14 protein-coding genes are annotated in these 11,823 nt (G+C 37.0%); 9 read left to right on the forward strand and 5 right to left on the reverse strand.

Annotation, left to right across the window (positions count from 1 at the left end; translation table 11 throughout):
- Window positions 1–70: 70 nt before the first annotated feature.
- From paaZ to LUD75_RS18010, 4 genes are all read left to right on the forward strand, one after another.
- Window positions 71–2,116 carry a phenylacetic acid degradation bifunctional protein PaaZ gene (gene paaZ, locus LUD75_RS17995; RefSeq protein ID WP_232707191.1) on the forward strand — a complete coding sequence of 682 codons (2,046 nt, stop codon included), beginning with the start codon at window positions 71–73 and terminating at the stop codon, window positions 2,114–2,116.
- A gap of 93 nt (window positions 2,117–2,209) precedes the next feature.
- The gene (locus LUD75_RS18000; protein WP_034964144.1) at window positions 2,210–2,431 is read left to right on the forward strand and encodes a DUF2281 domain-containing protein; all 222 of its coding nucleotides are present in this window, start codon (window positions 2,210–2,212) and stop codon (window positions 2,429–2,431) included.
- Window positions 2,431–2,817, forward strand: coding sequence for a type II toxin-antitoxin system VapC family toxin (locus LUD75_RS18005; RefSeq protein ID WP_232707192.1), 387 nt, complete (start codon window positions 2,431–2,433; stop codon window positions 2,815–2,817). The genes LUD75_RS18000 and LUD75_RS18005 overlap by 1 nt, the downstream gene beginning before the upstream one ends.
- A 14-nt stretch (window positions 2,818–2,831) precedes the next feature.
- Window positions 2,832–3,587 (forward strand): enoyl-CoA hydratase/isomerase family protein, encoded by a 756-nt coding sequence (locus LUD75_RS18010; RefSeq protein WP_232707193.1) that lies wholly within the window; start codon window positions 2,832–2,834, stop codon window positions 3,585–3,587.
- A 284-nt stretch (window positions 3,588–3,871) separates the two neighbouring features.
- Here the strand turns inward: LUD75_RS18010 and LUD75_RS18015 are convergent, their stop codons facing one another.
- The 5 genes from LUD75_RS18015 to LUD75_RS18035 form a co-directional block, all read right to left on the reverse strand.
- Window positions 3,872–4,219: a hypothetical protein gene (locus LUD75_RS18015; RefSeq protein ID WP_232707194.1), complete on the reverse strand. Its 348-nt coding sequence runs from the start codon at window positions 4,217–4,219 to the stop codon at window positions 3,872–3,874.
- An 84-nt stretch (window positions 4,220–4,303) separates the two neighbouring features.
- Window positions 4,304–4,984, reverse strand: coding sequence for a response regulator transcription factor (locus LUD75_RS18020; protein ID WP_232707195.1), 681 nt, complete (start codon window positions 4,982–4,984; stop codon window positions 4,304–4,306).
- Between the two features lie 3 nt (window positions 4,985–4,987).
- On the reverse strand, window positions 4,988–5,698 hold the full coding sequence (locus LUD75_RS18025; RefSeq protein ID WP_232707196.1) for an ATP-binding protein: 711 nt from the start codon (window positions 5,696–5,698) through the stop codon (window positions 4,988–4,990).
- A gap of 35 nt (window positions 5,699–5,733) precedes the next feature.
- Entirely contained in the window at window positions 5,734–6,354 is a 621-nt protein-coding gene (locus tag LUD75_RS18030; protein ID WP_232707197.1) for a hypothetical protein, read from the reverse strand.
- Between the two features lie 6 nt (window positions 6,355–6,360).
- Window positions 6,361–7,104, reverse strand: coding sequence for a hypothetical protein (locus LUD75_RS18035; protein ID WP_232707198.1), 744 nt, complete (start codon window positions 7,102–7,104; stop codon window positions 6,361–6,363).
- A 276-nt stretch (window positions 7,105–7,380) separates the two neighbouring features.
- Between LUD75_RS18035 and LUD75_RS18040 the strand changes: the two genes are divergently transcribed.
- The 5 genes from LUD75_RS18040 to LUD75_RS18060 form a co-directional block, all read left to right on the forward strand.
- Window positions 7,381–7,632, forward strand: a complete 252-nt coding sequence (locus tag LUD75_RS18040; RefSeq protein WP_034964157.1) for a type B 50S ribosomal protein L31 — start codon at window positions 7,381–7,383, stop codon at window positions 7,630–7,632.
- A gap of 156 nt (window positions 7,633–7,788) precedes the next feature.
- Window positions 7,789–8,949: a GlmU family protein gene (locus tag LUD75_RS18045; protein WP_232707199.1), complete on the forward strand. Its 1,161-nt coding sequence runs from the start codon at window positions 7,789–7,791 to the stop codon at window positions 8,947–8,949.
- A gap of 141 nt (window positions 8,950–9,090) precedes the next feature.
- Window positions 9,091–10,743, forward strand: coding sequence for an Ig-like domain-containing domain (locus LUD75_RS18050; RefSeq protein WP_232707200.1), 1,653 nt, complete (start codon window positions 9,091–9,093; stop codon window positions 10,741–10,743).
- Window positions 10,740–11,180, forward strand: a complete 441-nt coding sequence (locus LUD75_RS18055; RefSeq protein ID WP_232707201.1) for a heme-binding domain-containing protein — start codon at window positions 10,740–10,742, stop codon at window positions 11,178–11,180. The genes LUD75_RS18050 and LUD75_RS18055 overlap by 4 nt, the downstream gene beginning before the upstream one ends.
- Before the next feature lie 50 nt (window positions 11,181–11,230).
- The coding region (locus LUD75_RS18060; RefSeq protein WP_232707202.1) for a DUF3575 domain-containing protein at window positions 11,231–11,823 on the forward strand (593 nt) is incomplete at its 3' end.

Consider the following 11,823-nt stretch of genomic DNA (forward strand, 5'->3'; position numbering starts at 1 on the left):
TACGATTTACATTGAACTTATTTTAAGTCATTAATACATTTTACATCATACATAAATACAAAAAAACATTATGCAACTAGAAAATTACGCGCTCGGCAGATGGACAAAAGGAGAGGGAGAAGGGCAGGCTTTATATAACTCCATCAACGGCGATTTGGTGGCAACGGCGACCTCCAAAGGTTTGGATTTTGCGGAAATGATGGATTATGCCAGAAAAATTGGTGGTCCAGCTCTTCGTAAGCTGACTTTCCAGGAAAGAGGATTGATGTTGAAGAAACTCGCTTTTCATCTTTTGGAAAAGAAAGAAACATTCTACAAAGTAAGCTGGGCAACTGGCGCAACCAAAGCTGACAGTTGGGTTGACATTGAAGGTGGCATCGGAAATCTTTTTGCTAATGCATCACTTCGAAGACAATTTCCAGATTTACCTTATTATATAGATGGCGAATCGGTGAAGCTTTCCAAGGAAGGAACTTTCATCGGCCATCACATTTGCACGCCGAAACGTGGGGTTGCGATTCATATCAATGCGTTTAATTTTCCGGTTTGGGGAATGTTGGAAAAAATTGCGGTCAATCTTTTGGCTGGCGTTCCGGCAATCGTAAAACCTGCGACAGCAACAAGTTTTTTGACAGAAGTTGTCGTTAAAGAAATCATCGCTTCCCAAATTTTGCCTGAAGGAAGTTTGCAATTGATTTGCGGTTCGGCGAACGGAATTCTGGAAAGTGTGACGAGCGAAGATGTTGTAACGTTTACAGGTTCGGCTTCCACAGGGAAAATGCTGAAGTCTCACCCGAGAATTCTCGAAGAATCTGTGCCTTTTAATTTGGAAGCAGATTCATTAAATGCAATGGTTTTAGGTGAAGATGCAAAACCCGGAACAGCGGAATTTGATTTGTTCATCAAAGAAGCCGTTCGTGAAATGACCACCAAAGCTGGACAAAAATGTACGGCGGTGCGAAGAATTTTAGTCCCCGTTAATTTGGTTGAAGATGTTCAGATTGCGCTTGGGCAAAGACTTTCAACCGTTATTATCGGAGACCCGAATGTCGAAGGTGTGAGAATGGGAGCTTTGGCAAATAGAGACCAAGTGCAGGAAGTTTCCGAGAAAGTTCAGGAATTGTCAAAAACTCAGGAAATTGTTTTCGGAAATTTGGATGATTTCGATGTGAAAGGTGCGGACAAAAACAAAGGTGCGTTCATTTCTCCGATTTTATTCCTTAATTCAGACCCTTTTAAATATACAGATTGCCATAATATTGAAGCCTTCGGACCCGTCAGCACGATTATTCCTTATCATAATATTGATGAAGCGATTGAGTTGGCGAGAATGGGAAAAGGTTCGCTTTGCTGTTCCGTTGTGACTGCTGATGACGATTTTGCAAGAGAATTTGTCATCGGTGCCGCATCGATGCACGGACGGATTTTAATCCTCAATTCCGATTGTGCAAAAGAAAGTACAGGTCACGGTTCGCCTTTGCCAATGCTGGTTCACGGCGGTCCGGGAAGAGCTGGCGGAGGTGAGGAAATGGGCGGAAAACGTGGCGTTCTTCATTATATGCAACGCACGGCGATTCAAGGTTCGCCAACGACTTTGACCAATATTACACAACAATATCAATATGGCGGAAAACAGTTCGAGGACAATATTCATCCATTCAGAAAACATTTTGAAGAACTGAAAGTCAGCGAAACTTACATCACGGCAAAACATACGGTCACAGAAGCAGATATTACCAGTTTTGCCAATGTTTCCGGCGACAATTTTTATGCTCATATGGACGCCACATCTTTGGAAGGAACGATTTTCGAAGGCAGAGTGGCGCACGGCTATTTCATTTTGAGCAAAGCGGCGGGATTATTTGTTGACCCGAGAAAAGGTCCGGTTCTACTGAATTACGGTTTGGACGAATGCCGTTTCGTGAAACCCGTTTATCCTGGAATGACGATTGGCGTGAAGTTTACCTGCAAAGAAAAAATCAGTCAGGAAAAACGAGACGAAGATGATATTGCCAAAGGCATCGTTCGCTGGCTAGTCGATGTTTACGACGAAACCGGAGAAACTGTGGCGATTGCTACGATTCTGACAATGGTGAAAAAACTGAATCAAGAATAAATTTTTGTAAATTTGATTTTACTTTAAAAAAATATTGAGTACGAATTGACTTGATTCTAATTTTTATCGACTATCATTTATCAATTATAACTTATGACATCTCTTTCATTATACACAAAAATAGAAACGCTTCCTCCAGCTTTGAAGGAAGAGGCGAAAGATTTCATAGAATATCTTCTTGAGAAAACTAAGAAAAAAAAGAAGGAATCGGAATCCAACAAAAAATCTGAAAAAACATTTGGCAGCTTGAAAGGAAAAATTTCACTTTCAGAAGATTTTGATGAGCCATTAGATGATTTCAAAGATTATATGTAATGAATTATTTGCTGGACACTCATACATTTTTGTGGTTTTTGGAAGGGAACGAAAATCTTTCTGATGATGCACGTTTTGCAATAGAAAATCCAAATTATATTAGTTTTATTAGTATTGCTTCGATTTGGGAAATTGCGATAAAACTAAATTTAGGAAAATTAAGACTTGATATAAAATTGGAAGAATTGAAGTCTGAAATACTTAAGAATGGCTTCGAGATTTTACCTTTGGATTTTGAACACATCATTGGACTTTCTAATTTGGAAGCCATTCACAGAGACCCTTTTGACAGAATCATTATTTCCCAGGCTATTTGTGAAAAATGCACCATAATTTCTAGAGATTCAAACTTTAACCTTTACAAAAACGTGAATTTACTTTGGTAAATCAAAACTAATAAATGGAAGCATACGTAAAATCAACCATAGAAAACGGAATCGGAACCATCGAGTTTTTCCAATCTCAAAGCAACTCGATGCCGAGTTCGCAACTTAAAAATCTTGTTGAAGAAATCAATAAACTTGGACAAAATGAAGATGCAAAAGTCATCATCCTGAAAAGCGGTGGCGAAAAAGCCTTTTGTGCAGGCGCATCTTTCGACGAACTGATTTCAATTCAAGACTTCGAAACCGGGAAAATGTTTTTTTCTGGATTCGCCAATGTTATTAACGCAATGCGAAAATCTCCGAAATTAATTATCGCAAGAATCCACGGAAAAGCGGTTGGTGGCGGTGTTGGAATTGCGTGCGCGGCGGATTATACATTTGCAACGGAAAACGCTTCTGTAAAACTCAGTGAATTGGCTGTCGGAATTGGCCCTTTCGTTATAAGCCCTGTTGTAGAAAAGAAAATAGGAACTTCGGCTTTTGCCCAATTGGCCATCAATGCTACAGAGTTTTACTCCGCTGAATGGGCGAGAGAGAAAAATATGTTCCAGGATATGTACGAGACGACCGAGGAAATGGACGCTGAAATTCAAATTCTGGCAGAAAAATTGGCAACTTCCAATCCGGAAGCGATGCTAAAACTGAAAGAAATCTTCTGGAAAGGCACCGAAGATTGGGACAAACTTTTAAGCGAGCGAGCAGAAATCAGTGGGAAATTGGTTCTGTCGGATTTTACTGTGAATGCGATTAATCAGTTTAAAAATAAATAAAAACAAAAAACCACCTTCCCAATCCGGAAGGCGGTTTCGTTTTCAATCGGAAATTAACTAACTCTAATTAAGTTCCAAATGAGTTCTCATCGTTATTTGTTTTTAGAATCTTTTTTGTGTGTGCTTGTGTTCGTTTGATATTTCAAAAGTAGAAAGATTTGAAACGCCTCGTTAGCGTGGAACTTACCAATTTAAAGATTGCGTATTTATACGGATTGTGATCTTATGACATAAAAAAAGCCCCATCAAAATGTTTGATGAGACTTAAAAAATATGAATCGGTTTTATCTTTGATCAAGAAAAGTGTGTTTGTAAGTTTTGAAGGTTTTTAACTCATTAGTTTCCGCATTTTTCATCCTTACGACTTTAAAAATATTTTCCCTCAGTTCCACCACTTCAAATCTGCTGTGACTGGTTCCCATAGAAATAAATGGTTTTGCTGTAAAAATGCCTCGGGGAGTTTTGATCTCAACAGAAATTTCCACAATCGGGCAGATTCCGCGTTTTTCCGATCTCCATTTTGAGTTCGGTTTCACAAAGAAATAATTGCTGGCGCAGAAGATGGTCATGTAAGTGACTTCACCCTTGATGATATGATCTGTCGAGTTGACTATTTCTAATGAGTGAGGCATTGCTAATTGTTTTCAATTTTCTTACTTCAAAGAAATGACAATTAAGCAGATTGCGATAGCGTAGAAATACGTAATTTTTATAAATTATAATTTAATAGGAACAGAATGAATATTATTAATGACTGCATAAATTACAATTCCCACCGTATTTTTTGCGCCGATTTTATCCAGAATTCTTTGGCGGTGGCTTTCCACAGTTCTTGGACTCAGGAATAAAATATCCGCAATTTCCTGATTGGTTTTTTCCTGGCAGATTAATTTTACTACATCTATTTCTCTGTTGGAGAGTGTCTCTTCATTATCAAAAAGCGATTTTTTTCGGGAAGGCGTGTTCATATAAGAAAGCAGCATCTCGTGATCCTCTTTTGTGAAGTACATTCCGTTTTGATCCACCATTTCTATGGCTTCTATGAAGGTTTTCTTGTCAGAATTTTTGGGAAGAAAAGCCGAGACACCCAGTTTTACCATATAACCCAAGACACTGCTTTTGTAATGGGCAGAAAGAATAATGATTTTAAGATCGGGATAGTTCTTTTTTAAAATTTCCACCAGTTCAAAACCGTCCATCGGCTGCATCTGAACATCCACCATTGCAATATCAGGAAATTCGTTTCTCGAAATGGCTGCCAGATAATCTATAATTTCCGCGCCGCCTGTTGCCATATAATCCACAGAAATATTATTCTGTGCGGAAAGCAGCATTTTGATGCCTTCCAGAATAAGCTGTTCATCGTCTACCAAGACAAGTTTTATATTGCTGTTCATATTTTATAGAGAAATATTAGTGATAATTCTACTTCCTTTTCCGATTTTGTTTTTCCATTTGTAGATGCCTTTTACAGAGGTAATTCGAGATTCGATATTTTTCAGTCCCATTCCTTTGCTTGCCGTTTTGTAGTCGAAGCTTTGTCCATTATCGGTAAGGATCATTGTCAGGCATTTTTGGTGTTTTCTGATGTAAACCCAAACTTCATCAGCGACGGAATGTTTGATTACATTACTCGTAAACTCCTGAATCACTCTGTAAATCTGAACTTCTGTGAAAATATCTTTCCTTTCGTATCGGTTATCTATATCTAATGACAAATGAACTTTATACGACATATTGGTAGCCAATTCCTGAAGATAGAGTACAAGTCCCAGTTTTTCCAGATTCACAGGATAAAGTGAGTGGGAAATGTTTCTCGTAGAATCTATGAGTTCGGTAATTTGGGAAGTGATGACTTTTTTTGACGCCTCCTGATTTTCCGGTTCCAGATTATTAAGCCAAAGCGAGAGAATGTTGAGCCTGTTTCCAATGTCGTCGTGAACTGTAATCGCAATTCTCTTTCGTTCATCTTCCTGTCCTTTGATGTTTTCCAGCGTCAATTGTTTTTGATATTCCAGCTCAGCTTGGAACTGCGAGTCTTTTTCCTTAATAATTCTTTGGATAAAAGTTCTGTAAGCTATTAATATAAAGGATATGATGACTATCAGCACGATAATCAGTATAACAAGGAAAATGATATTGAGTTTTACTTCTTTAATTTTAAAAAGGTATAAATGAATGTTGAGTACAAAATACAGATCAGCACATTATTAATAGCCCATAAAATATGAAACGATTCTAAATTAAATTTCAAAAGCTGATACTGGAACATAAATATAAAAATGCTCACCGTAAAATACAGAAATATCATAGCATCAACTGCTAAAAAATGACTATTGTTTGTGTACGCCTTTATTTCCTGAATTAATGAATAGGCAACTAAACATATAATAATACTATTCGAAACAGCTTTGGAATAATCATTCTCATATTGTGGCAGAATTTTATCAACGGTTACAAAAAACAGACTCAGAATTCCGGTCAAAATGAAAAAATAATTGGGAAGTTTTAATTTTTTTAAAAATATCCCCGTTACCAAAAAGAATTCGCCGGCAATATAGATTGGATACAAAACAGGTCTCGCACCCACTATTTCAAAAAATGAGATTGAATATGAGATTGACTCAATAAATAAAATGAAAATGATATAGTAGATATACCATTTTTCATTTTTTGCAAGGGCGCTATATTTTGAAATCGCAATTGTGAGAGCGATAGCAAGTAGGATAACCGATAAGCTTCCTGCGATATTGTAAATTTCTTCCATGGATGATTAGCCTAATGTAGAAATGTTGTAAGGAGGCTCTGGTTTGGACCAGTCATAGGTATTGGAAGGAACTTTTGCATTTACATTTACAAGACTTGGATTTTCGAAACAAGAGATGAAAATCAATGTTGGCAATAATCTTTGGTAAACAGGCGATGGTTTCAACCCAAAAGCACAGACAATGCTTGTTGCGGTTTCTTGATTTTGCAGCAAATCGGCTTTTGGAACATAGAAACTTTTAAAGATTCTCTCTCCATTGAATTCATTTGACTCCAGACTCAGCCAATCCATTCCGTTTTCTCTCCAGGATTCTATCTCTCCTACAGCAATTTGTTGTCCTGTCACAGGCTGATCCATAATTGGGAAATTGATATCCGTATCATTTGTGCTTTTTCTAAGATCTTTGGTCAGCGTATAGTTGCTCGTCATAGTATAAGTTTTGGTTTGAGTCAGCTGCAGATCATTTTCCAAAACGCCTAATGTCGCAAATTCATAATTGGTTAAAACCATTACCGCACTGTCACTGGCTCTGGGAGCTAAGATCAGTATCAGTTTGTTTTTCCAGATGCCAATATCCATACGGAAATAATCTACAGATTCATCTTCGGCATTCAGCCAGGCTATTTGATCTGGAAGAATGGTAAAGACAAGCTGTGGAGAGATAAGGCTTTGAATGTCAGAATAGTTGGATCTCGCCAGATCCCAGTTTGCAACAGCGTCATTGTAGTTTTCAAAGGTAAAATCAAACATAGATTCTCGATTTTTTTAGTTTGCATAAAAATAAACAAAGAAATTAATAAAACTATACTGATAAATGATTATTGATGAATTAACAATAAAAATTAACCTTGGTTAACCAGTTCATAGTAAACTAATCGTTATTTTTCATCTCATATATTTTCATTAATAGGAAATAAAAATTTGTAGAATAAAAATAATTTACTATTTTTGCATCCTCAAAACCAGAGTTGTCGGATCCATTAGTCCACTGCTCATATTAGATTAAATTTTAAAACTTCTGAAAAAATGAAACAAGGCATACACCCAGAAAATTATAGATTAGTAGTTTTCAAAGATATGAGCAACGACGAGATGTTCCTTTGCAAATCTACTGCTGACACAAAAGATACTATCGAATTCGAAGGATCTGAATATCCATTGATCAAAATGGAGATTTCTTCTACTTCTCACCCTTTCTACACAGGTAAAACCAAATTGGTTGATACTGCAGGTAGAGTTGATAAGTTTATGAACAAATACAAAAAATTCGCTAAATAATTTTAGCCTGTTTTTACAAATATCAAAACCTTTCGGATTTCCGAGAGGTTTTTTTGTTAAATTTGCTTTCGTAGAAGTTAGACTGTAGAAGTAAGAAATTAGATTTTTTGCTTCTCAGTCTAACATCTAACATCTAACATCTAACATCTAAAAAAAATGCAACTCGTTTTTTCAGACGCACAATATTGGGAAGATTTTCTTCCACTCACTTTTACTAGACCAGTTGCAGAAATGCGAATGGGAATCCTGACATTTTCGGAAAGATGGCAAAAACTGCTCGAGATCGATGAGGTTTTTTATATCACCGAAAATTATCTTCAGGAAAAATTCAAAAAACCAGAGCCGAAACAAAGTCTTTTCATCGTTCCTAACTTTTTCCCATCGGATGAAGTTTTAAAGCAAATTAAAGAATTGGAACCCGGCGAAGCTTTGGTTTACGATAATGAAGTTCTTGTCGCCAACATCAACATGGAAAATTTCTCTCTGAATCAAATCAGCAAAATGACTGACATCACGGAAAAACTTTTGTTCATAGAAAAACCAACCGACATCTTTTCGCACAACGATTTTGCAATCAATTTCGATTTTGATTTGATGACAAAAGGAAAAACCTCTCAGGAACTGTCTTCTACCAACGGATTTATCGGCGAAAAAGAAAATCTTTTTATTGAAGAAGGCGCAGTTATAGAATTTTCAACACTCAATTGCAAAACCGGAAAGATCTACATCGGAAAAAATGCCGAAATAATGGAAGGTTCAAACATCCGAGGTTCACTGGCGCTTTGTGAAGATTCGAAAATCAATCTGGGAACCAAACTTTATGGCGGAACTACAATTGGTCCACATTCAAAAGTTGGTGGCGAAGTCAATAATATTGTCATTTTCGGCTATTCTAATAAAGGTCATGACGGTTTCTTAGGAAATTCGGTAGTAGGCGAGTGGTGCAATTTGGGTGCAGATACGAACTCATCAAACCTTAAAAATAATTATGCTTCGGTGAAACTTTGGAACTACAGAAAGGAAAGATTCCTCGATACAGGTTTGCAGTTTTGTGGACTGATAATGGGCGACCATTCCAAAACGGCGATCAATACGCAACTTAATACAGGAACTACCGTTGGAGTGGCTTCGAACATTTTCAAATCCGGTTTCCCGCCAAACCTCGTAGACAGTTTTTCCTGGGGCGGAATGAAAGGTGACGAAAAATTCAGACTTGACAAATCCTACGAAGTGGCAGAAAAAGCAATGGAACGCAGAAAAATCCCATTGACTGAAGCCGACAAAGACATTCTCAAATATATCTACAATGAGTTTTAATTTTAAAACTCATTTTTTTTGTGGAAATTTAGCTTCCTTTAAGATTAGTGAAAACAGTTTTATCTCAAAGTTTGCTTATTTTTGCTGATTAAGATTTTGGTCACATCTCTAAAATCTAAATTCTAACCTCTATATATAATAATGAAGCAGTTTCTTCTTTGGCTTTTTGCATCGTTGGTTTTGGTAAGTTGTGCCAGAGTTGGTTCTCCCGTTGGAGGTCCAAAAGATTCTATTCCTCCGAAAATGATCGGTTCCAATATTGATACGACAAGAATCAATGTTTCTAGAAATCTCAAAGAGCTCAGAATAGATTTTGATGAATATATTCAACTGAAGGATATCAGCAAAAATCTGATCATTTCTCCACCGATAAAATATACTAAAATCATTCCTTCAGCTACCGGTAACAAATATCTGGAAATCCAGTGGAAAGATACTTTGCAGGCAAACACCACCTATAATTTCAATTTTGGAAATTCTATTGTTGATCTTAATGAAAGCAATGTCTTGCCTTATTTCAATTTTGCATTTTCAACAGGCGAAAAAATCGATGACCTTTACATCAGCGGAACGATTTCTGACGCATTAGGAAACGAAAAAAATCAGGAAGGCAAAGAGAAAAATCTGGTGATCGGACTTTATCAGGTAAAAGACACGATGAACTACCGTCAAAAACCTTATTATATTTCCAAAGCAGATCCAGATGGTTATTTTGAATTGAATTATTTAACACCTGGAAAATACAGAATTGTCGGGTTTGATGATGAGAATTCAAACTCCATTTACGACAGCGGAAAAGAAAACGTAGCGTTCCAAAAGCAGGAGATCGATCTGCAAACCAGCATCTCCGGACTGAAACTAAAATCTTTCCCATCCAAAAAAGCGGTTAAATATAAAGAAATGGCAATTTCTACAGGCGGTGTTGTAATGACATTTGATGGAAATCCGGAAAAAGTGATTGTAAAAGCTGTTGGTGAAAAACCTGCGGATTACAAAGTGACGCATAAATCAAAGTCTGATTCTGTTAGAATTTGGTTTGATGCCGCAAAAGAAAACATTGGTGCAACGGTGAGTGAAAATTTGAAATTTTCTTATGACATTGGTTCCAAACAAGACACTGTTTCTGTTTTCTATAAAAAACCGGCAAAAGAAGAAATGACGATTGCCAATCCTTTCTCAAATAAGCTGGCTCCGGAAACAGATTTCAGATTTTCTTCCAATTATATTATTAATAAAATCCAACCGGAAAACTGGAAACTGGAGTCCGACAGCATTTCTCAAAACTTCACTGCTGCTATTTCTGAATTGGATTCTACACAAGTTATTGTAAAATCAAATTTCATCACAGGAAAAAAATATAAATTGACTGTTCCGAAAAACACAGTCAATTCTTTCTACAACAGATCCAGCGAAAGTGTCCGTTTCGATTTCGAAGTGGCAAAACCTACAGATTTTGGAAGTTTTGCCGCTCATCTCAAAAATGTTCCTGCCCAGAAATTCTGGATTCAGCTTCTGGATGAAAAAAATGAGCCGGCTTACCAGCAATACACCAATCAGGCAGACATCAAATTTGTCAATCTGAAACCAGGAAATTATAAACTGCGGATTTTGGTGGATAATAATGAAAACGGAATTTGGGACAGTTCAGATTTCACCACTGAAGTTTTGGCAGAAGACGCATATCTCTTCAAAAAGGCTGGCGAAAAAGAAACGATGAGCAAAATCAATATCCGCCCAATGTGGGAAATCAATGAAAATTGGGATTTAACTTTAGACGAACAACCTGCCAATTGAAAAAAATAATCTTTTGGATCGCTCTTGGCTTCCTCGGAATTCAGCTGATTCCTGTTGATAGGGAAAATAAGGCTGTTAACAGAAAGGATAATTTTGTTGATATTTATAAAACGCCGGACAACATCAGGGTGATTTTGAAAAATGCCTGCTACGATTGTCATTCCAACGAAACCGAATATCCCACCTATTCTTACATTGCTCCAATTTCCTGGACCATCAAGGATCATATCAATGATGGCCGTGAACATCTCAACTTTTCTGAGTGGGGTTCTTATAATAAAGACTTAAGGGAAAATGCAGTTGAAAAAAACATTTCGAATGTTCAGGATTTAGAAATGCCTCTGCCTTCATACATAGGTTATCATCCGAAAGCCAATCTTACCACAAAGCAGCGGGAAACTCTGATAAATTATTTTAAAGATCTTGAGATAAAATAATTCTTATTCATAACTCAATTATTTTATATATTTGAGAAAAACTATAAGTTATGAATAGGTTATTACTTACAATAGCACTTTTTTGTTCACTTGTTGCTAATGCACAGCAAAAAGAAAGTCAGGAGAAGATGAATCTTGTGAAGATGAATCTTACATCTGTTATTTTCAGAAATTATCAATTTGCCTACGAACGCCTGTTTACGAAGAGATTTTCGGTTCAGGTTTCTTATGGCTTCATTCCCGGTGGGCAGATTCCGTTCGTGGACGAGATCATCAAAGACGAAAATGTCGACAACATAAAACTTGGAGGCAGCAATTTGACCATCGAACCTAGATTTTATCTCGGCAAAGGCTACGGACACGGTTTCTATGTGGCGCCTTACTACAGATATTCACATTTTAATATAGACAATCTGACCTATCGTTACACTTCAGAAGATCCGGCTGCAGTAGATAAGAAAATTCCCATCGCATTTTCCGGCAAAACCAATTCTAATAATATAGGTTTGATGATTGGCGCACAATGGTTGTTGGGCAGAAAAGACAATTGGGTTTTGGATGTTTGGTTCATTGGCGGACATTACGGTGGTGCCAGCGGAACAATTACCGGGAAATCTTCGCGACCGCTTACCCCTTACGAGCA

Source organism: Epilithonimonas sp. JDS (assembly GCF_021261315.1).
Lineage (GTDB): Bacteria > Bacteroidota > Bacteroidia > Flavobacteriales > Weeksellaceae > Epilithonimonas.

What these genes read in the sequence shown, in the direction of transcription:
- paaZ (WP_232707191.1), top strand. Translation starts at nt 71, where the DNA reads ATGCAACTAGAAAATTACGCGCTCGGCAGATGGACAAAAGGAGAGGGA.
- LUD75_RS18000 (WP_034964144.1), top strand. Translation starts at nt 2,210, where the DNA reads ATGACATCTCTTTCATTATACACAAAAATAGAAACGCTTCCTCCAGCT.
- LUD75_RS18005 (WP_232707192.1), top strand. Translation starts at nt 2,431, where the DNA reads ATGAATTATTTGCTGGACACTCATACATTTTTGTGGTTTTTGGAAGGG.
- LUD75_RS18010 (WP_232707193.1), top strand. Translation starts at nt 2,832, where the DNA reads ATGGAAGCATACGTAAAATCAACCATAGAAAACGGAATCGGAACCATC.
- LUD75_RS18015 (WP_232707194.1), bottom strand. Translation starts at nt 4,219, where the DNA reads ATGCCTCACTCATTAGAAATAGTCAACTCGACAGATCATATCATCAAG.
- LUD75_RS18020 (WP_232707195.1), bottom strand. Translation starts at nt 4,984, where the DNA reads ATGAACAGCAATATAAAACTTGTCTTGGTAGACGATGAACAGCTTATT.
- LUD75_RS18030 (WP_232707197.1), bottom strand. Translation starts at nt 6,354, where the DNA reads ATGGAAGAAATTTACAATATCGCAGGAAGCTTATCGGTTATCCTACTT.
- LUD75_RS18035 (WP_232707198.1), bottom strand. Translation starts at nt 7,104, where the DNA reads ATGTTTGATTTTACCTTTGAAAACTACAATGACGCTGTTGCAAACTGG.
- LUD75_RS18040 (WP_034964157.1), top strand. Translation starts at nt 7,381, where the DNA reads ATGAAACAAGGCATACACCCAGAAAATTATAGATTAGTAGTTTTCAAA.
- LUD75_RS18045 (WP_232707199.1), top strand. Translation starts at nt 7,789, where the DNA reads ATGCAACTCGTTTTTTCAGACGCACAATATTGGGAAGATTTTCTTCCA.
- LUD75_RS18050 (WP_232707200.1), top strand. Translation starts at nt 9,091, where the DNA reads ATGAAGCAGTTTCTTCTTTGGCTTTTTGCATCGTTGGTTTTGGTAAGT.